Below are 20,236 nucleotides of genomic sequence, written 5' to 3'. Positions count from 1 at the left end.
TCCTTGTACTCCTCGTACAAGGAGCCGCTGTACGCCGCTCCCCCGCTGCTCCAGCGGATGGTGGACGCGGGCCGGCTCGGCCGCAAGACGAGCTCGGGCTTCTACCCGTACGGCTGACCGCCCGTCCGCGGGCCCGGCGCTCACGCCGCCGGGCCCGCCGAGGCACGTTCTCCAAGGTCAGGACCGTGTGCGGCCCCGAGGAGCCTCGCCTGCAACTGCCGACCCGACGCCGTGCCGGAGCGCTACAGAGCGACGGCGAGGTTGCGCGTCCCCAAAGCCCAGGGCCTTTCAGCGCTGTCGCAGCCTTCCTTGCTTGTACTGCGAAAACTCCCTCGGATCTCCCTCCGACAGAGCTGAAAGTCCCTGAAAAGTCCCTGGCGGCTCAGACCCGGGACCTACGCATTACGAGACCGAGAGCGTTCATACCGGGTGATGCCGCGCGGTGCTGCCTGGTTACGTTTTCCCTGATCAGACCATGTGCGGCAGTCTCACCCGTGCGGCCTCGTAATGGCTCGCCCAAAGGTGTCTGTCCACCGGCTGTCCACCGGAGCGCGTCCCCGTACGGCTGTCAGTGACCATCTGCTTGCGCTGGTGGAGCGGCCGATACCGATTTCGTGTCAGAGCATCTCGCGCCTCGTCGGCTCTAACCGTCGGCAGTGCTGGACCGGCCACCGGGCAGTCGGTCCGGTGGATCAAGGCAGGCGCGGGACAGTGGTGGCCACTGTGCTGCTCGACTAGGTAGCCCACTCGCGGCTGCGGGGCAGCCACAAGAGGGGGAGGTGACCGCCTCCTTTCACCGAGCGTCGCGCCCCCTGCGATGGAGGCGGTCGGTCGGCTCGGGCGAGGGCTTTCCGGATCGCGTCTGACTGAAGCCGCAACCACGTACCGACCGTGTCGGTCTCCGCGATCTGCCTATCGACGTACTCCAGTAGGACCCGGAGCCGAGGTGGGTCAGGAGGAAGGTCGATCATGGCCAGCAGCGTGCAGGGCTGCCCAGCCGCTGACCGATGCCCCTGCCAGTGCGGATCGAACATCACCGCCGCTGACAAGTGGATCATCCTCGTGCGGAGCGCGGTGCATGGGTGGCTGGCGAGCTGGCGGTAGGTGGCGTGCCACTCCTCTCGCGCACGGTCAAGATCGTCGAGAATCGACCTCATAGCCAAACTCGATCACGTGCTCGGTTTTCGGCGCATCTCGTCATTGAGCCGCGACGACGGCGGGTGTGACTGATTCCCAATCGTCCTTGTCAAGCGTGCGGACGGGCTGGTCGGTCTTGTTCGCCTCTGCGGGCGGTGGCAGCGAGGGACAGCGTTGAAGCAGCAGGCGATACCGCTCAGGGTCCGTCAGGATGATGTGCCTGGCTCGCTGTGGCTGGGCTAGAGATCGTCCGGGTAGACCGCAGGGTCGAAGCTGAGGTCGAGGGAGAGGTCCTCGCGGGTCTCTGGATCTTCGCAAGCCAGGAATGCGACGAGGCAGGCCGCGCGGTAGTCGTCGCGAAGGTCGGCTAATGCCTCCAGCTCTGCCTTGCTCTCTTCGGTGGATATCCCTCGGCGGAGATCCTTCATGGAGGCGTACTGAAGTCCGGGTCGGGCGAAGTACCAGGCCATGGAGGCACCGGCCTTCTCAGCATCGGAGCCGTTCTTCATGTATTCGACGATCGCCGACTGAACCTGGCGGTAGCCGAGTGCCTTGACCAGGGGCTCGATCAGTTGCCGAATGCCGCTCCGGCATTGGTCGTGCACGGCCGCGTGCATGAGGAGGTCTGCGTGTTGCCGTGTTGCCACGGGTCCTTGGGCTGCGGCCTCGCCGATCTGGAATCTCTTGACCTCATTGCGGTGGTGCTGGTGCTCGCCGTCCATGATCGGCGGCAACTCCCAGCCAGGGGAGTGATGACGTCGGCGAGGGTGCGAAGGCGGAGGCCGAGGGCGACGGTGCAGCCCCGGCTCGGCTAGCAGGGGGCGCACTTCACCGATTGCACGCGTGATGGGAACGGTCGACGCCGAACCAGCAGGCCAGCACGGCGTGCGTGGCGCCATGGCGGAGGTTGACCAGGGTGACCAACAGCCGTTCAACGAAGACCAGTTTATGTTTCGCCCCGGCGCCCACGGCCCGTCGGCGAGGACGCGAGACCAGCCTTGCCTGATGCCGCTTATGCCACAACGGGCCGACCTCGGCGACGAGTTCAGCGATCAATTCGGGCGCCAGCCCGGTGATCCGTCGACTACGGATGATTGCAGTGCGAGCCCGGTTCCCCACCACACCCACCATGATCAACCAAGTTGACCTCGACGCGCCACCGCCAACCATGCACGAGCTCGTTAGGGACCGGATCACTGAACAATGGGGGCGGATCCGAGACCTCCGCGCGTCTCCTTCATCGCTGGTGGGCAGGAATGAGCCCCGCAGGCCGGGCGGTGCCGACCCGGCATGGCGTCCTACTCCTACCGAGCAGAGGTGTCTGCAATGCGGGCCACCCCTCCGGAGGCCGCTCGCCAGCCTCCGGAGCGGTGCTGTGGCCGGTGTCAGGGGCGGACGCTGCAGACCGCGAGCAGGCAGAGGTTGAAGCCCTGGGTGTTGCTCGGTCCGGCGTTGTCCCCGGATGCGTGCCCGCCGACCGAACAGCGTGAGACCAGGCACAGGTTGCCGCCCTGGACCCCCCGGTAGGCGTAGTTGGTGGCCGAAGGCGCCTCACGTGGCTGGTCCGCCCGTATGGACTGCCCGGCCGGAGTGGTCGGTTCACGGGCCTCGGCGGCTCCGGCGATGCTCGCGGTCGACATCATCAGTGCGCCGGCGACCGCGGTCGCGGCGCTCCAACGCAGAGCAGTGGCGCGGAATTTCATGGGCACTCCAGTGGTCTCGTAGGTCTCGATACGGATGAACTCCGACGCGGCGTATTCGGAGCCACCCGCCGCACAGATTGGCGGCTGGCTCAAAAGCATCGACTTTTGACTTGTGTGCGCCTGCGAAGTCCGAGACTCGGTGCACATGGATGTGCCGTGCATCACATCTCCAATCCGGTGCCTTTGTGGCTCCGAATGACTGACGCGACGGCCCATTGGGGGCAACAGCGACTATCTGGACCCGGCGACCGTGCATGTGTGCACCATCGCGCTTGTTCGCAACCGCGATGCCGACCGGCGTCCGGTGGTCTTCTACCGAGGTGAGAACGCGTGACCGACGCACTGCACGACGAGACTCCGCCCCACACGTTTCCGCTGACCGCGGCTCAGCGCGGTCTCTGGTTCGCCCAGCGGATGGACGCGGAGAACCCGTCGTACAACGTGGCCGAGTACGCGGACATCCGGGGCCGGTTGGACCCGGAGCTCCTGCGGGCCGCCGTGCGCAGGGTCGCCGGGGAGAGGGAAGCGCTGCGTCTGACCTTCGGCGAGCGCGACGGAATTCCCTTTCAGCTCGTTCACGCGACCGCGGATGCCGAGGTTCCGCTGGTTGATCTGTCGCGGTACGACGACCCGCAAGCCGAGGCACTGCGGCGCATGAACGAGTGCCTGGGCCGGCCGGCGGACATCGCCAACGGGCCGCTCGTGCGCATGACGCTCTATCGCCTGACCGAGGAACGCCACCTGTTCCACCAGCAGGTGCACCATCTGGCGCTCGACGGATACGGCGCCGCCCTCGCCCTCGCCCGGATCGCTGAGGTCTACACCGATTCCCCGACCCCGGAAGCCGCCGGTCAGGGACCCCGGCCGGAGCCCGCCCTGGGGGCGCTGATCGCTGAGGAGGAGACGTACCGGACCTCCGGAAGGCAGGGCGCGGACGGCGAGTTCTGGTCGGACTACCTGGCCGGCGCTCCCGCCCCCGCCGGACTCGCCGAGGAGCGGCGCTCCCCCGGACACGGCTCGTTGCGCGTGAGCCGGGAGTTCGCGGCCCCCGACGCCGAGCGGCTGCGCGCGGCAGCCAAACAGGCGGGCGCCGGGTGGCCGACGCTGTTCATGGCGGCCATGGCGGTCTATCTGCACCGCAGCCGGGGACTCGGGGAGGTCTTGCTGGGACTGCCGGTGACCGGGCGGCGCACGCCGCTGGCCCGCGCGACACCGAGCATGCTCAGCAACATCCTGCCGATGCGGCTGCGCATATCGCCGTCCGACCGGGTCGCGGACGTAGCCAAGCAGGCGTCCGCCCACGCCCGCAAGGTCTTGGCGCACCAGCGCTACCCGTCGGAGAGTCTGCGACGCGACCTCGGTCTCACGGGTACCGACGTCCCGCTCGCCGGACCTTCGGTCAATGTCCTGGCCTTCGACGACCGGCTGAGTTTCGGCCCGCACCAGGCGACGCTGCACAACCTGTCCATCGGCCCGGTGGAGGACATGGCCGTCGCCGTGCACGCCTCGTATGCCGACGGCGGGATCCACGTCGACCTGCTCGGCAACCCCGGGCTCTACACCCCGCAGGAGCTGGCCGCCCATCACGAGCGCCTGTGCCGTCTCATCGAGGCCTTCGCCGAGGACCCGGAGCGGACGATCGGCAGCCTCCATGTGGTTGCCGACGACGAACGGCTCCAGGTCCTCGGGCTGGGCGCCCCGGCCCCCGCCGACGCCGGGGCACAAGAGCTGGCCACCCTCCCCGAGCAGCTCGCCGAACAGGCGCGGACCGCGCCCACGGACACCGCCGTGGTCTGCGGCCGCACCCGGCTCACCTTCGGGGAGCTCGACGCCCAGGTCGACACACTCGCCCGGGTGTTGGCCGCCAGGGGCGCCGGGCCCGGCACCCGGGTGGCCGTCGGTCTGCCCCGGTCCACGGATCTGGTGGTGGCGATGCTCGCGGTGATGCGGACCGGCGCCGCGTATCTGCCGCTCGACCCCTCCTACCCCGCCGACCGGCTCGCCTTCATGATCGAGGACTCGCAGCCGATCGCGCTCGTCGCGACGGCGGAGACCGCGCGCACCATGGACCCTCCGGGCGCGCTCCCCCTGGTGGACCCGGCGCTGGCGGGCCTGGAGCCGGTCGCGGCCGAACCGCGCGGGCCCAGCGTCCGCGACGCGGCGTACGTCATCTACACGTCCGGTTCCACAGGCAGACCCAAAGGCGTCGTCGTGGAGCACCGCTCGCTGAGCAACCTCCTCGAACACCACCGGCAGGAGACCCACGCGCTGGCCGAGCGGACGCTGGGCCGCCGACTGAGGGTCGCTCTGACCGCGGCCACCTCCTTCGACGCCTCGTGGGACCCGGTGCTGTGGATGGTCGCGGGCCACGAACTGCACATCGTCGGCGACGACATCCGCCGCGACCCCGAAGCGCTGGTGGACTTCCTCGTCGAGCAGCGCATCGACGCCATCGAGACCACCCCCACGTACCTGCGGCAGATGCTCACCGCCGGGCTGCTCACCGCACCGCAGCACAGGCCCCTGGTGATCGCCCTCGGCGGGGAAGCCGTCGACGACGCGCTGTGGAACGAACTCGCCGCCCAGACCGGCCTGCTGGTCTTCAACTTCTACGGCCCCACCGAGACCACCGTCAACGCGGTGACCACCCGGATCACGGGCGACACCCCGGTCATCGGGCGCCCGGTCGCCGGCGCCGGGGCCTACGTGCTCGACCCTTCGCTGCATCCGCTGCCGCTGGGCACGCCCGGTGAGTTGTACCTGTCCGGCGAGGGCGTGGCGCGCGGCTACTCCGGGCGTCCGGGGCTGACCTCGGAGCGGTTCCTGCCGGACCCGTTCGGGCCGCCGGGCGGCCGGATGTACCGGACGGGGGATCTAGCCCGCTGGAGCGAGAGCGGCACCTTGGAGTTCTTGGGCCGCAGCGACCGACAGATCAAGGTGCGCGGCTACCGTGTGGAGACCGGCGAGATCGAGTCCGCGCTGCGGAGCCTGCCCGGCGTCACCGAGGCGGCGGTCACCCTGACCGGCTCCCCGGACGAGGTGGAACGGCTCGCCGCGTACCTGGTTACCGACGGCTTGGCCAGCGACGCCGGCCTCGCGGACATACGGGACGCCCTGACCGGTCTGCTTCCCGAGCACATGGTGCCGACTGCGTGGGCGACAGTTGCCCGCCTGCCGCTCACCCCGAACGGCAAGCTCGACACTGGCCGCCTGCCGCAGGCCGCGCCCGTTCCGGCCCGGGGCGCCGCACCACGCACCCCCGACGAGGAACTGATGTGCGCGGTCTTCGCCGACTGCCTGGGCGTGCCCCGGGCCGGCCGGGACGACAACTTCTTCCTGCTGGGCGGGCATTCGCTGCTGGCGACCCGCCTGGTGAGCCGGATACGCGGCGCTTTCGGCGTCGAACTACAGATCAGCGCTCTCTTCGAGTCGCCGACCCCGGCCGGTCTCATCGCCGCGCTGGACACGGCCCCGACGGCGCGCCCGCCGGTGGAGGCCGCCGAGCCGCGCCCCGAGCGGCTGCCGCTGTCCTTCGGGCAGCAGCGGCTGTGGCTACTGGAAGAACTCGGCGAAGCCGGCAGCGCCTACCACCTGCCGGTCGCTCTCAGGCTGTCGGGCCAGCTGGATCGGGAAGCACTCACCGCAGCGCTCGCCGACGTGACGGGCCGGCACGAGAGTCTGCGTACCCTCTTCGCCGTCGACGAGGAGGGCCCCCACCAGCGCGTCCTCGCCCCGGAGGCCGCCCGCCCGGCGCTCGAGGTGATGCCGGAGGGCAGCGTACACAGCGGGCCCGACCGAACGCCCTTCGCCCTCGGTCGTGAACTGCCTTTGCGCGCTCAGCTGTTTCCCACCGGGCCGGACGAGCACGTATTTGTGCTGACGTTGCATCACATCGCGGCGGACGGCTGGTCGATGGGTCCGCTCATGCGCGACCTGGCCGCCGCCTACTCGGCGCGCACCGCTGGTGAGGCGCCGCGATGGAACGCGCTTCCCGTGCAGTACGCCGACTACGCCCTGTGGCAGCGCGACCTGCTCGGCGACCAGCGGCAGGGTGACAGCCTCGGGGGACGCCAGCTCGCCCGCTGGGCGCAGCTCCTCGAAGGGCTCCCGGAGGAGCAGACCTTCCCCGCCGACCGTGCCCGCCCGGCGCGCGCGTCCGACCGGGGCGGGGCCGTTCCCGTCCGGCTCGACGCCGCCACGCACCGCGCGCTCGTGCGGCTGGCGGCCGACTGCGGGGCCAGCACGTTCATGGTGCTGCACGCGGCGCTGGCCGCCCTGATGACGCGGCTGGGCGCAGGTGACGACATCGCGATAGGTACGCCGGTGGCGGGCCGCACCGACGAGTCTCTCGCCGACATGGTGGGCTTCTTCGTCAACACACTCGTCCTGCGAGCCGACACGTCCGGGGCGCCGAGCCTGCGCGAACTCGTGGAGCGGGTCCGCCGCGGCGACCTTGCGGCGTACGCACTCCAGGACATCCCCTTCGAGCGCGTCGTGGAGGAGATGGCGCCGGCGCGCTCCCTCTCCCGCCACCCGCTCTTCCAGGTCATGCTCAGCCTCAACAACACCCCGGCCCCCCGCCCCGCGCTGGCTGGCCTGAGTGTCAGCCACGAGGCCTCCATCGGCCGCTCGGGAGCCAAGTTCGACCTCACCTGGGACCTGACCGAGCAGTACGACGGTGACGGCGCGCCGACCGGTGTCGGCGGCGAGCTGGAATTCAGCGAAGACCTCTTCGACCGCAGTACGGCGGAGCGCTTCGCCGAGCACTTCACGCGCCTGCTGCGAGCGGCCCTCGCCGACCCCGACCGCCCCACGGCCGACGTCGGCTTCCTGACGCCCGACCAGCACGACGCGGCCCTGGACGAGCTGCCCCGGGCCTCACAGAAGCCGGTGGCCGGGTCCTCCGTCGCCCGCCAGGGGGCGGCCGCGGAGGACTGGACAGTGCTGGACGTGCTCACCACACGCGCCGCCCTCCAGCCCGGCGGTACCGCCGTGGTCGCCTCCGACGGCCGCCTCAGTTTCGGGGATCTACTGGCCCGCAGCGAGCAACTGGCGTGCTTGCTAGCGGAGTCGGGTGTCGGCAGCGGCGACCGGGTGGCCGTGGCCCTGCCCCGCACATCACTGCACATCGTGGCGCTGTTCGGGGTGCTGCGCGCGGGAGCCGTGTACGTACCGGTCGACCCCTCGCATCCTCGTGCCCGCAACCAGCTGATCCTCGACACCGCCGCGCCCCGGCTGCTGCTGACCACGGCCGAAACCAGGGACGCGCTGCCGCCGGCAGCGGCGAGTCTGCTCCTCGACGACCCGGCGGTGTGGCGCACAGCCAGGGGGGAACGCTCCCAGGATGCCGCGCGCCCAGGACGCCGCGTACGTGCTCTATACCTCGGGTTCCACGGGCCTTCCCAAGGGCGTCGTCGTCGAGCACCGGTCCCTGGTAAGCCTGTTCGCCAGTCACCGCGAGAGGCTGATGGAGCCGGCCGAGGCCGCGAACAACGGCCTCCCGCTGCGGGTCGCGCTCACGGCGGCCATGACCTTCGACGCCTCCTGGGACCCGCTCCTGTGGATGGTCGCCGGGCACGAACTGCACCTGGTGGACGACGCGACGCGCCGCGACCCCGAGGCGTTCGCCGCTCTCGTGCACCGCGACGCGATCGATGTCGTCGAGACCACTCCATCCTTCCTCGAACAGCTGCGTACCTGCGGCCTGTTCGCCCCAGGACAGCCCCGGCCACGCGTGCTCGCGCTCGGCGGCGAAGCCGTGAACGAGTCGCTGTGGCAGGAGCTCGCAACGCTCCAGGACACCGTGGTGTGGAACCTGTACGGGCCCACCGAGACCACCGTGGACAGCGTGATGGGCCGCGTCACCGCCGGTACCCGCCCCCACCTGGGCCACCCCGTCTCCGGCACCCGTGCCCGTGTGCTCGACGAGCGGCTGCGTCCGGTCGCCCCGGGAGCCACGGGTGAGCTCTACCTCTCGGGCGCCGGCCTGGCCCGCGGGTACGAGAACCGCCCGTCCGCCACGGCGGCCCGATTTCTGCCCGACCCGTACGGGGTCCCCGGGACCCGGATGTACCGCACGGGAGACCTCGTGCGGCGCAGGGAGGGCCGCCTCGAATTCGTGGGGCGCGCCGACGGGCAGGTCAAGGTACGCGGCTTCCGCGTCGAGACCGGCGAGATCGGGACGCTGCTCACCGCGCACCCCGATGTGGCCCACTCGGCTGTCGCCGTACAGCCGGACGCGCGGGGCGAGGGGCGGCTCGTGTGCTGGGTCGTCGCGTGCGACGGGCAGGAGCTGTCCACCCGCGCGCTGCGTGCCTACCTGGCCGACCGGCTTCCGGCGTACATGGTGCCGCCGGCGGTCATACCCGTGGCCGAGCTGCCGCTGACCGCGCACGGCAAGGTGGACTTCGCCGCGCTGCCCACGGCCGGGGCCCCCTCGCCGGGCGCGGCCGACAGCGACCCGCCCCGGTCCGCTCCGGAGGAGATCCTGTGCGCCCTGTTCGCGGAGAGCCTCGGACACGAACGGGTCGGCCGTGACGACGACTTCTTCGAGCTGGGCGGTCACTCGCTGCTGGCCACGCGCCTCGTCGGCCGGATCCGTTCGGCGTTCGGCGTCGAGCTGCCGGTCCGTACGCTCTTCGAGTCCACCACCCCGGCGGCGCTCGCCGAGCGGCTGCACGAGGCGGGTACGGCGCGTCCCGCGCTGCGCAGGGCCACCAGGCCCGCCCTTCCCCCACTCTCCCCCGCGCAGCAACGGCTGTGGTTTCTGGACCAGTTGGAGCCGGATACCGCCGCGTACCACATATCGGTCGCGGTACGGCTGAGTGGCACCCTGGACCGTACAGCGCTGCACCGGGCGCTCGCCGACGTGGTGGCCCGCCACGAGAGCCTGCGCACCCTCGTCAAAACCGGCGACGGCGAACCCTTCCAGGCCGTGCTCGCCCCCGGTGACGCGCGCCCCGGCATGCCGGTGATCGCCCTGGAGGAGCCGGCTCTGGCACGGGCCCTGCGGGAGGCGAGCAGGCGGCCGTTCGATCTGGCGCAGGAGATACCGCTGCGCGCCGAGCTGTTCCGGCTCGCCGAGGACCGGCACACCCTGCTGATCACCGTGCATCACATCGCGGCCGACGGCTGGTCGATGGGTCCGCTGGCCCAGGACCTGGCCGGGGCGTACGCGGCGCGGACGGCCGGGCGCTCGCCCAGCTGGGCGCCACTGCCGGTCCAGTACACGGACTACACCCTGTGGCAGCGCACGCTGCTCGGCAGCGCCGACGACCCGGCCTCTCTTTCCGCCGGTCAACTGGCCTACTGGACGGCGAAGATGGCCGGGGCGCCCGAGGAGATACCGCTACCCGTCGACCGGCCCAGGCCCGCCGTCTCCGGTGGCAGCGGCGGAGTCGTGGCGTTCCAGGTGCCGGCGGACACGACCGCGGCTCTCGGCCGGCTGGCCAGGACGTCCGCGACCAGCACCTTCATGGTCCTGCACGCCGCGCTTGCGGCCGTCCTGCACCGCGCGGGATCCGGGGACGACGTCGTCATCGGCACCCCGGTGGCGGGGCGGACCGACGAGGCCCTCGAACCGCTCGTCGGCTTCTTCGTCAACACGCTCGCCCTGCGCACCGAGGTGAAACCGGAGACGACGTTCAGGGAACTGCTGGCACAGGTACGAGAGACCGACCTGGCCGCCTACGCCCACCAGGAGCTGCCGTTCGAGCGCCTCGTGGAGGCATTGCAGCCCACGCGCTCCCTCGCCCGTCATCCCCTCTTCCAGGTGATGCTCACCCTCAACAACACCCGGCCGCCCCGCCTGGACCTGCCAGGCCTGCGGGCACGAATGGAGGGAGTCGATACCGGAGGGGCCAAGTTCGATCTGTCCTTCGGCTTCACCGAGCGGCCCGGAGCGGGGCCCGGCGACAAAACGCTCGACGCGACCCTCGAGTTCAGCCGGGACCTCTTCGACGAGGTGACGGCACACCGGATCACGCAGTGGTTCCTGAGAATCCTCGACCTGGCCGTGGCCGAACCCGGCACCCAGGTCGCCGACCTGGCCCTGATCGACGAGGACGAGCAGGCACGGCTGGTGGCACTCGGGCACGGAGGCGAGCCCGCCACTGGTCCGGCGACCGTCCTCGACCGATTCACCGAGACGGTCGCCGCCTCCCGCAGCGGTGACATCGCGGTCACCGCGCCCGACGGCCGGATCTCGTTCCCGGAACTCGACGCCCGCTCCGAGCGCATCGCCGCCCTGCTGAGGGAATCCGGCGCCGGGCTCGGCGACGTGGTGGCCGTGGTGCTGCCCCGGTCCGTCGACTCCATCGCAGCCCTGCTGGGCGTACTCAAGACTGGCGGCATCTACGCGCCGGTTGACGAGTCCCTCCCCCAAGGGCGCATCGACGCAGTCCTCGACGACGCCCGGCCCCGGCTCGTAGTCACCGCTGCCGCCACGGCCGGCCGGATCGCGGAGGTCTGGCCCCAACTGGTGCTCGACAGCGCCGGACCGGCCCGCTGTCTCACTGCGCCGGCCACTCCCGCGCCCACCGTCCGCCCCCGGCCGGACTCGGCGGCGTACCTCATCCACACCTCAGGGTCGACCGGGCGGCCCAAAGGAGTGCTCGTCGGGCACGGCTCACTGGCCCGGCTGCTGGACCACCACCGGCAGCGGGTCTTCACCCCGGCGGTGCGCGCGAGCGGATTCCGCCGGCTGCAGGTCGCCCTGACCGCCGCCCTGTCCTTCGACGCTGCTCTCGACCCTGTGCTGTGGATGATCGACGGACACCATCTGCACGTGCTCGACGACCTGACCAGGCGGGATTCGGAAGCCCTCGTCGACGCGGTTCGTGAACTGCGCCTCGACGTGCTGGAATCGACGCCGACCCACGTACGCCAACTGCTGGACGCCGGTCTGCTCGCACCGGCCCCGCAGCACCGCCCGTCGGTCCTCGTTCTCGGCGGGGAGGCCGTCCCGCCGCAGTTGTGGACCGCGCTGCGCGAGGTGCCCGAGGTACGGTCCTGGAACTTCTACGGTCCGACGGAAGCCACCGTCGACACCGTCGTCGCCCAGCTCGCCGAGACCGACCGCCCCGTACTGGGCGCGCCGGTCACCGGAACCAGCGTGTATCTGCTGGACGCGCGGCTTCGCCCCGTGGCGGTAGGGGTCGTGGGCGACCTGTACCTCGCCGGCGACAGCCTCGCGCTCGGCTATCACGACCGGCCGGCCGAGACGGCGCGCGGCTTCGTTCCCGATCCGTTCGGCCCGGCCGGAACACGGATGTACCGCACCGGAGACCGCGCGCGGCGCGGCCGGGACGGCGCGCTGGAATTCTCCGGACGCACCGACAGTCAGGTCAAGGTGCGCGGCTTCCGGGTCGAGCCCGACGAGGTCGCGGCCGTGCTCGAAGCACACCCCGATGTCGTCCAGGCGACTGTGATCGCCCACGACCACGGTTCGGCGGGGACACGCCTCGCCGCCTACCTGGTGCTGTCCGAAGGGCCGGCCGACCTGTCCGCCGTACGGGCCCACGCGGCCCGCAACCTGCCTGCGTACATGGTCCCCACAGGCTGGCAGACACTGGACCGCCTTCCGCTCACTCCAAGCGGCAAGCTGGACCGCAAGGCCCTGCCCGATCCGGCGCCGTCAGCATCCGCCGGCGGTACCGACGGGACCAGCAGGGGGCCCCGCAACCCCCGCGAGGACGTACTGTGCACCCTGTTCGCGGAGGTGCTCGGCGTCGAACAGATCCTGATCGACGACGACTTCTTCGCGCTGGGCGGTCACTCCCTGCTCGCGACCCGGCTCATCGGCCGTATCCGCACCGCCCTGGGCATCGAGGCCAGCATCCGCAGCCTCTTCGAGGCGCCGACCGTCGCCGCGCTCTCGGAACGCCTCCTCAACGGCGCGGACGACAGTCCGCTGTCGACGCTGCTGCCTCTGCGCACCACCGGGGACCGCCCGCCGCTGTTCTGTGTCCATCCGGCGGGCGGACTGGCCTGGGCGTACGGCGGACTGCTGCCCCACCTCGACCCCGGCCAGCCGGTGTACGGCCTGCAGACCCCCAACCTCGACGGCGCGGCCCCGTTCCCGGACAGCATGGAAGCGATGGCTGCCGTGTACGTCGCCGAAATTCGCTCCGTACAGCCGCACGGGCCGTACCACCTCTTCGGCTGGTCCTTCGGAGGCAACCTCGTACAGGAGGTAGCGGTACAGCTCCAGGAGGCCGGTGAGCAGATCGCGCTGCTGACCCTCCTCGACGCCTTCCCGATCGCACCGCTCGACGGCCTGGACAGCGCCGACCGCGACACCGTCTTCCGGGCGCTGCTCGCCAACATGGGCGTCGGCGAGGAGACCCTCGAAGGGGACGGCGAGGTCAAGGCGAGCGCCGTACGGGACGCGTTCCGCCGCAACGGCAGCCCGCTCGGGTCCCTCGAACCGGCCACCATCGACACGATGGTGGACAACTTCGCCGGCCAGGCACGGCTGATGCGCAAGTACACCCCCCCGCACCTACCGGGGCCCCGTCCTGTTCTTCACCGCCGCCGAAGGCCGCCCGCGCGACGCCTTGGGACTCGAACTGTGGGCGCCGTACATCGACGGACACATCGAGAACCACGACGTGGCGTGCGCGCACGCCCAGATGATGCAGCCGGCCGCGCGGGCGGAGATCGGCACGACGCTGGCCGCCGCACTCCGCGCCGCCCACCACACCGCACAAGGAGACCACTCATGACCAACCCCTTCGACGACCCGCAGACCCAGCACCGCGTCCTCGTCAACGAGGAAGGCCAGCACGCACTGTGGCCGTCCTTCGCCGACGTCCCCGCCGGGTGGGAGGCCATGTTCGGCCCCGCCACCCACGCCGCCTGCCTGGACTACGTGGAGGTGCACTGGACGGACCTCACACCCAGGAGTGCCCGAGTCGCCATGGCCTGATCCAGTCCTGCCGCCCCAAGATCACAGCGCGACTCACAGAACGACTCACAGCGCGACGAAAGGCCAGCGATGACGGAGCGCCAGAACGAAGCGGCGATACGCGCCGAAGGGCTCACCAAGAGCTTCGGGGACAAGCAGGCCCTGGCGGGTGTGGACCTGGAGGCGGCGCCCGGCACCGTACTGGGGGTGCTCGGCCCGAACGGGGCCGGCAAGACCACCACGGTGCGCGTGCTGTCGACGCTGCTCCGGCCGGACGGCGGGCAGGCCTGGGTGGCCGGGTACAACGTACGCGAGGATCCCGAGAGCGTCCGGCGCAACCTCGGCCTCTCCGGCCAGTACGCGGCGGTCGACGAGAAACTGACCGGCCGCGAGAACCTCTACCTGGTCGCCCGCCTGTACGGGATGGGGCGGCACGCCGCCCGGCGCAGGGCGGGGCTGCTGCTCGAAAGCTTCCGGCTCGAAGACGCCGCCGACCGGCCCAGCGGCACGTACTCCGGTGGAATGCGCCGGCGCCTCGACCTGGCGGGCGCGCTCGTCGCCCGCCCGCCCGTCGTCGTGCTGGACGAGCCGACCACGGGGCTCGACCCGCGCAGCCGGGCCGACACCTGGGCCTCCATCCAGGAACTCGTCGACGGCGGTACGACGGTCCTGCTCACCACGCAGTACCTGGAGGAGGCCGATCAGCTGGCCGACACCATCGTCGTCATCGAGCACGGCAGTGTGGTCGCCCGGGGTTCGGCTTCCGAACTCAAGGGCCGGGTCGGCGGCGAGCGACTGTCGCTGACCGTCACAGAACCCCGGGCGCGGGCAGCGGCAGGCGAGATCCTGGACGCCCTGGGCCCGCACACACCGGCCCTGGACGCCCGTACGGGCCACTTCACCGTCGCCACCGAGCACGGCGCCCAGAGCCTCGAATACGCCCTGGGTTGCCTGCGGCTGGCCGACATCGCCGTACAGAACGTGGCACTCGCGCCGCCCACCCTCGACGACGTCTTCCTGTCCCTGACCGGCCAACCGGAGGCGTCCCACAGACCGGACACCGCCGATGGAACCGTCGGCGCGGGCGCACGGGAGGCAGGGCGATGATGTCGGTACGGCGGCTGGCCCGCGACTCGTCCATCGTCGCCTGGCGCAACCTGCTGAACCTGCGCCGCACTCCCGGCTCGGTAATCGCCGCCCTGGTGCAGCCCGTGATGTTCGTACTGCTGCTGGCATACGTCTTCGGGGGCAGCCTCGGCGGGGCGGACTACCGGACGTTCCTCATGGGCGGGATCTTCGCGCAGGCCGTCACCTTCAACTCGGCGTTCACCGCTCTGGGTCTGGCCAACGACATGGACAAGGGCATCGTCGACCGGTTCCGGTCGCTGCCCATGCCCCGGATGGCCGTGCTGCTCGGCCGCACCATGTCCGACCTGCTCATGAGCACCGTGACGCTCGTCGTCACCTCCCTGTGCGGGCTGCTGGTGGGGTGGCGCATCGCCGCGTCCGCCGGCGACGCCGTGCTCGCGTACCTGCTCATCCTGCTGTTCGCGTTCGCCATGTCATGGGTCGGCGCGGCCATCGGGCTGATGGCCCGCAGCGTGGAGGTGGCGCAGAGCGCCGGCCTGCTGTGGCTCTTCCCGGTGACCTTCGTGTCGTCGGCCTTCGTGTCGACGCACACGATGCCGGGGCCGCTGCGGGCGGTGGCGGAGTGGAACCCGGTCTCCGCCACGGCGACGGCCGTACGGGACCTCTTCGGCAATCCGGCGCCCAGGGGTGTCCCGGTGAGCGACGCCTGGCCCGTCGTCCACGCGCTGCCGTACGCGCTCGGCTGCGCGTGCTTGATCACTGGGGCCTTCATGCTGCTGGCGCTGACGCGCTTTCGCCGGGTGACCCTCGGGTGAGAACACCCGGGCGTGAGCGCGCGCGGCGCGGCGGTGCGGCCCCGCACGCGCCGGCAGGTGGAACATGGAGCCATGCCCATCAACCCCCGTTCCTACGCTCACATCCGTCTCACGGTGACGGACATCGACCGCTCCCGCGCGTTCTACGACAAGGTCCTCGGGCTGCCGGTGGCGTTCCAACTTCCGCCCGACGCGGACGAGAAGACGCGCGAGGAGCTCTCGTTCCTCTTCGGCGGCGTCATCTACCAGCTGGGGGACTCTCTGTTCGGGCTGCGCCCGGTCTCCGAGGACCGCTTCGACGAGGACCGCACGGGCCTGGACCACCTCAGCTTCGCGGTCGGCGACCACGAGGAGCTGGAGTCGGCGGTGAGGGTGCTCGACGAGGAGGGAGTTCCGCACGAGGGCATCAAGGACATCGGCGCCGGCTACATCCTGGAATTCCGCGACCCGGACAACATCGCGCTGGAGCTCTTCGCCCCGGCGCCCTGAGCCCGTTCCATTGCCACCCGGTCCCTGCGGAAGTCGCGCTCCGTCTCCCTGGGCATGCCCGACGTACGCCAGCCCGAGCCGTACCTGCGGCTGGAGCCGATGCGTGAGCGCATCACCGGCGTCTCCATGCGGCCGACTGCGAGCTCAGAGGCGCTGCTCGGCTCCACAACATGGCTGCCGTGGTGCAGGTCACGCTGTTGAGCCGCGTGGCGTACGCCTTGCTTGGTCGCGGCGTTGCTTCAGCTTCGAACGAGGTCAATCGTGTTAGGGACATGCGCATGGGTTCACCCCAGCCAGCTCCGATCTGCCCGGGACGGTGACCGCCAACGGCCGACCGTGCCGGAAGTGAAGTGAGAGGGGAAAGTGGTTGAAGCCATGTCAACCACCCCAGGCCTTGCGGGCCCAGGATCCCGGCCAGCCCGACAAGGGGCCCTTCGTCTCCTTGCGATCTGGGGATTCGTCCCGGGCTTCGGGACGGGTAGGAGGCACTGCTGCGTGGCAGGACGGCCCGTACCGTGATGCGCTCCGCGCCGGCCGTAGCCCACTGTTCCTGCGCGGGTCCGGCGGTTGGCTGATGCCGCTCGAGATCGAGCGATGGTGTGCCCGCGCAGATCTCGCCGATCTCACAGTCCTGCGCCGATGCGTTGCGCCGGTGCTTGACATCGGTTGTGGCGCCGGGCGGCTGGTCACTGCTCTGCGCGGGCTCGGGCACTCAAGTCTCGGCATCGACGTGAGTCAGGAAGCCGTCGCCCGCACTGTGCGAATGGGCGGCAGGGCTCTGTGTCGCAGTGTGTTCGACCCTCTGCCGGACGAGGGATGCTGGCGGAGCGCGCTACTGATCGACGGCAACGTCGGTATCGGCGGCGACCCGCATGCCCTGCTGGAGCGCGTCGCTGAGGTCACGGCGGCCGGAGGTCTGTTGTTGGTGGAGACGGCTTCTGGGGACGTCGACGAGCGGCTACTGGTGCGTGTGGACGACGGGCGGAGGAGCTTTGGTGCGGCGTTTCCGTGGGCCAGGCTCGGTGTGCCGGTGTTGTTGCGCGCGGCCCGGGAGACAGGCTGGGCTGCTACCGAGCAGTGGAGTACCCGGGATCGCTGTTTCGTCGCCTTGCGGCGCGCGGCCTGATAGCGGCGACGTTGGGTGCGCTTCAAGAGTGGTGCACCGGGCCGGCAGGTTCGGCCCGTCAGCTTCTGGGCGCTGGGCGTGAGTGCGTGTCCTGGTCGGCTTGGTGGATGGCGTCGGCGGCATTGATGAGACCGATGTGGCTGAAGGCCTGGGGGTAGTTGCCGAGCGCCTCTCCGGTGACCGAGGAGACCTCCTCCGCGAGGAGGCCGACATCGTTGGCGTGTGCGAGCGCGGTCTCGAATACGTCTCGGGCGCGGCCCCTGTCGCCGGTCAGGGCGAGGGCGTGGGCGAGCCAGAACGTGCACAGCAGGAACGATCCCTCCCTCGCCTCGATTTCGTCGTCGAGGTAGCGGCGTACCAGGCCGCGGGTGTCGGCGAGCTGGGAGGCGATTGGATCGACGGTGGAGCGGACGCGGGGGTCGTGGCCGGGCAGGAAGCCGACGAGGGGAACCATGAGCGCGGAGGCGTCGAGCTCGTCGGTGTCGAATGCCTGGGTGAATGCGCCCCGGTGTGCGTTCCATCCTCTGGTTTCGATCGCCGTGCCGATCTGTGCGCGGGTGTCTTTCCAGTCGTTGACGTGGTCGGTGGTGGCCTCCAGTGCGGGCGCCATGTCGATGGCCCGGTCCAGGGCGACCCAGCACATGAGTTTGGAGTGCAGGAAGTGGCGGCTGGTCCCGCGTACCTCCCAGATGCCCTGGTCGGGTTCGCTCCAGCGTCGGGCAGCTGTCTGGGCCGCTTGAAGCAGGAAGGCGCGGGTGGGGGCATTGAGGAGCTCGCCGCGGGGAAGCGTCTGGTGGGCGGCGTCCGGCAGTTCTCCGTAGACATCGAGTTGGCGCTGGCGCCAGGCGTCGTTGCCTACGCGCACCGGCTCGCTCCTGCGCCAGCCGCTCAGGTGGGGCACGACGCGTTCGCTGAGGTCTCGTTCGCCGCCGATGCCGTACATGACCTGTAGATCCACACCGCGTGACAGCTGAGTGGCCGCGGCCTGGGCGAGAAAGCCGAAGAACGCCTCCTTCTCCTTTCGGCAGGCGGCTGTGGCCAGCGCCTGGAGGGTGAAGCTGGCATCGCGCACCCAGGTGTAGCGGTAGTCCCAGTTGCGGTCGCCGCCAATGCTCTCGGGCAGTGACGTGGTGGGCGCCGCGACGATGGCTCCGGTGGGAGCGAAGGTCAGGGCCTGCAGCACGCGTCCGCTGTGAGCGACCTCCTCCTGCCAGGGGCCGCGATAGCCCTGGTGGGCGCGTGTCCATGACCGCCAGTTCTTGATGGTGCCGGCCATGCGGCGGCGGATATATCTGGCACGCCACGGTGTGGGCTCGGTGCCCCACGGGGACCCGGCGTGCAGGGCAAAAGCTAGGCGCTGCCCTGCCGTCAGCGAGAACTCCCCGTGCGCCGTGGACCCACCGACCTCCAGCGGGACAGGGGCCGACATCACCAGACGGTGAGCGCCTCCGTAAGCGGTGAGTCCGCCGGCACGGGCGTCATCACGGGGTGGATGAGGCCGTATTCAGGACGCGGAGCGTAGCTGAGCTCCATGATCACCGAGCCGGCCGGTGCAGGTGACCTGCCGCAGCAGGACCCCGGGGGAGGACAGGTCCAGCGCGTGATCCGCACCGGGTTGGTCAAGGTCGGCCCGGACGCGTCCTTTCGCTCCGGTGCTCGTTCCGCCCCTGCCCCTTTGGGAGGAGGGCATGCCGGTCGGTGAGGACTTGCCGGCGGGGCGGCTCTCGCCGGACCGTGCGCGCTCCTTGCCTGGTCAGGCGTCCTCAGTGCGGTTGGCGCCCGTCGCTTGCCCGTACGCGAGATGGCCGCCCAGGAGGCCGCCGAAGCTCACCACGGTCAGGCCCGCGAAGCCCAGCAACCGCCCGGCCACCATCTGGCCGCGCAGTCGGGCGATTAGGGAGGACGCGTAGAGCATGATGCCGCCGACGTTGGCAGCGGCATGCACCACACCGATACGCAGCTGGCGCGGATGCTGCTCCGCCCAGTCCACCCACCCTGTCGCTGCAGCCGGCGCCGCCCCGAGCAGACCGAGGGCGACCAGGCCCGTCGCGGCCCGCTGTTCACCGGGGATCAGGTCGAGCACTGCGGCGCTGGTCCACGAGCCGATCGGAACCTGCACCAAGGCGGGATGCAAGGGGTGTCCGAGCCAGGTGCCGCGCATGAGGTCGCGGGCCCGGCCCAGCGGGATCGCACGGACGACGCGTTGCAGCGGCCCGGTCAGGGCGTCGAGGAACCGCTGATCCTCGAAGCTGTCCAGGGCCTCGCGCACCGGCGCGTGGTCGTGAAGGGACTCCAGCTTCGTCCGTTGAGTGAGTCTCATGAGGGCGGCTTTCCGCTAGGTACCAGGACATCTGACGGGCGGGGTGTCGTGCCCCTTTAGGGCAAGGGGCACGACACCTCAACGGGCCAGCTGACCTGCGATTACTACCTTCACGGCCCTTCGCTGATCACTGTTGTTTTTCAGCACCTTGTGCAACGCACGTGCAAGATGATCTTGATTGCATGACGGTACGTCAGAGCAACCTGATGGGCCATCACTCTTTACGTAGAGTTGTCGCCGTAGCGACCTCGCAACGTCCGATGCCGGTCGCGTCAAGACGACCACGTCTGATCGACGAGGGGACCCGCCACCTGCCCAACGTCCCCATCCTTAAGATGGCGCCCAATGTAAAGGGTGTTCACCGAGATGCCCATGTGCTTCGCGGGGTCCTGAACGGTCAGGAAAGCAGACCCAACCGCAGACTTGGACCGGTTTCGCATCGCGTAGCCCCCGAGGTAGGCACTGCTAGAGCAACAGTCGTTTGTCCTACCGCCCACCGCGCAGCAAAGCCGTGCGGATCTCCGTCGGCGATCGGAATCAGAATCCGAGGGTTCAGCGGTTTGGCGCGACTGCCCCGTCGCGAGGAGCGAGGTCAGGACCGGATGAAATTCCAACTCATCTGGCTCCGTAGCTACAGCGACTAAGGGCTCG

Annotated in this window: 12 protein-coding genes and 1 pseudogene; 7 read left to right on the top strand and 6 right to left on the bottom strand. The window is 70.3% G+C overall.

The window, feature by feature from the left end:
* Nucleotides 1–117: 3-hydroxyacyl-CoA dehydrogenase family protein (locus tag ACWGO0_RS32715; RefSeq protein ID WP_453543380.1), on the top strand; the 117-nt coding region annotated here is incomplete at its 5' end.
* Between the two features lie 351 nt (nt 118–468).
* Here the strand turns inward: ACWGO0_RS32715 and ACWGO0_RS32710 are convergent.
* The 4 genes from ACWGO0_RS32710 to ACWGO0_RS32695 form a co-directional block, all read right to left on the bottom strand.
* A complete protein-coding gene (locus ACWGO0_RS32710; RefSeq protein WP_453543377.1) occupies nt 469–747 on the bottom strand; it encodes a DUF6233 domain-containing protein in 279 nt (92 codons plus the stop codon).
* A 629-nt stretch (nt 748–1,376) separates the two neighbouring features.
* Nucleotides 1,377–1,859, bottom strand: a complete 483-nt coding sequence (locus tag ACWGO0_RS32705; RefSeq protein WP_453543359.1) for a hypothetical protein — start codon at nt 1,857–1,859, stop codon at nt 1,377–1,379.
* A 106-nt stretch (nt 1,860–1,965) separates the two neighbouring features.
* Nucleotides 1,966–2,268, bottom strand: a complete 303-nt coding sequence (locus ACWGO0_RS32700; RefSeq protein WP_453543356.1) for a helix-turn-helix domain-containing protein — start codon at nt 2,266–2,268, stop codon at nt 1,966–1,968.
* A gap of 254 nt (nt 2,269–2,522) precedes the next feature.
* Nucleotides 2,523–2,933 carry a hypothetical protein gene (locus ACWGO0_RS32695; RefSeq protein ID WP_453543353.1) on the bottom strand — a complete coding sequence of 137 codons (411 nt, stop codon included), beginning with the start codon at nt 2,931–2,933 and terminating at the stop codon, nt 2,523–2,525.
* A 237-nt stretch (nt 2,934–3,170) separates the two neighbouring features.
* Here ACWGO0_RS32695 and ACWGO0_RS32690 point away from each other — a divergent pair.
* The 6 genes and pseudogenes from ACWGO0_RS32690 to ACWGO0_RS32665 all read left to right on the top strand — a co-directional run bounded on the left by ACWGO0_RS32690 (nt 3,171) and on the right by ACWGO0_RS32665 (nt 17,265).
* Nucleotides 3,171–13,564, top strand: a pseudogene (locus tag ACWGO0_RS32690) (amino acid adenylation domain-containing protein).
* Nucleotides 13,561–13,767 (top strand): MbtH family protein, encoded by a 207-nt coding sequence (locus ACWGO0_RS32685; protein ID WP_453543350.1) that lies wholly within the window; start codon nt 13,561–13,563, stop codon nt 13,765–13,767. Before ACWGO0_RS32690 ends, ACWGO0_RS32685 begins: the two are co-directional and overlap by 4 nt.
* Nucleotides 13,768–13,836: 69 nt before the next feature.
* Nucleotides 13,837–14,853: an ATP-binding cassette domain-containing protein gene (locus ACWGO0_RS32680; RefSeq protein ID WP_453543347.1), complete on the top strand. Its 1,017-nt coding sequence runs from the start codon at nt 13,837–13,839 to the stop codon at nt 14,851–14,853.
* Complete coding sequence (locus ACWGO0_RS32675; protein WP_453543344.1) at nt 14,850–15,650, top strand: ABC transporter permease; 801 nt, start codon at nt 14,850–14,852, stop codon at nt 15,648–15,650. Before ACWGO0_RS32680 ends, ACWGO0_RS32675 begins: the two co-directional genes overlap by 4 nt.
* 72 nt (nt 15,651–15,722) lie before the next feature.
* The gene (locus ACWGO0_RS32670) at nt 15,723–16,139 is read left to right on the top strand and encodes a VOC family protein (protein WP_453543341.1); all 417 of its coding nucleotides are present in this window, start codon (nt 15,723–15,725) and stop codon (nt 16,137–16,139) included.
* Nucleotides 16,140–16,581: 442 nt separating this feature from the next.
* Entirely contained in the window at nt 16,582–17,265 is a 684-nt protein-coding gene (locus tag ACWGO0_RS32665; protein ID WP_453543374.1) for a class I SAM-dependent methyltransferase, read from the top strand.
* A 58-nt stretch (nt 17,266–17,323) separates the two neighbouring features.
* Here ACWGO0_RS32665 and ACWGO0_RS32660 read toward each other — a convergent pair whose 3' ends face one another.
* Both ACWGO0_RS32660 and ACWGO0_RS32655 read right to left on the bottom strand, forming a co-directional pair.
* Entirely contained in the window at nt 17,324–18,541 is a 1,218-nt protein-coding gene (locus tag ACWGO0_RS32660) for a glycoside hydrolase family 15 protein (RefSeq protein WP_453543338.1), read from the bottom strand.
* Between the two features lie 477 nt (nt 18,542–19,018).
* Nucleotides 19,019–19,585, bottom strand: a complete 567-nt coding sequence (locus ACWGO0_RS32655; protein WP_453543335.1) for a DUF2231 domain-containing protein — start codon at nt 19,583–19,585, stop codon at nt 19,019–19,021.
* Nucleotides 19,586–20,236 lie beyond the last annotated feature (651 nt).

This window comes from Streptomyces sp. NPDC055749, from assembly GCF_053617235.1.
Note: the sequence above shows the minus strand (reverse complement) of the source record. Positions and strands in the feature narration are given on the sequence as shown.

Coding starts and splice junctions, on each gene's coding strand:
- ACWGO0_RS32670 (WP_453543341.1), top strand. CDS start 15,723: ATGCCCATCAACCCCCGTTCCTACGCTCACATCCGTCTCACGGTGACG.
- ACWGO0_RS32705 (WP_453543359.1), bottom strand. CDS start 1,859: ATGGACGGCGAGCACCAGCACCACCGCAATGAGGTCAAGAGATTCCAG.
- ACWGO0_RS32700 (WP_453543356.1), bottom strand. CDS start 2,268: ATGGTGGGTGTGGTGGGGAACCGGGCTCGCACTGCAATCATCCGTAGT.
- ACWGO0_RS32655 (WP_453543335.1), bottom strand. CDS start 19,585: ATGAGACTCACTCAACGGACGAAGCTGGAGTCCCTTCACGACCACGCG.
- ACWGO0_RS32660 (WP_453543338.1), bottom strand. CDS start 18,541: ATGGCCGGCACCATCAAGAACTGGCGGTCATGGACACGCGCCCACCAG.
- ACWGO0_RS32680 (WP_453543347.1), top strand. CDS start 13,837: ATGACGGAGCGCCAGAACGAAGCGGCGATACGCGCCGAAGGGCTCACC.
- ACWGO0_RS32685 (WP_453543350.1), top strand. CDS start 13,561: ATGACCAACCCCTTCGACGACCCGCAGACCCAGCACCGCGTCCTCGTC.
- ACWGO0_RS32675 (WP_453543344.1), top strand. CDS start 14,850: ATGATGTCGGTACGGCGGCTGGCCCGCGACTCGTCCATCGTCGCCTGG.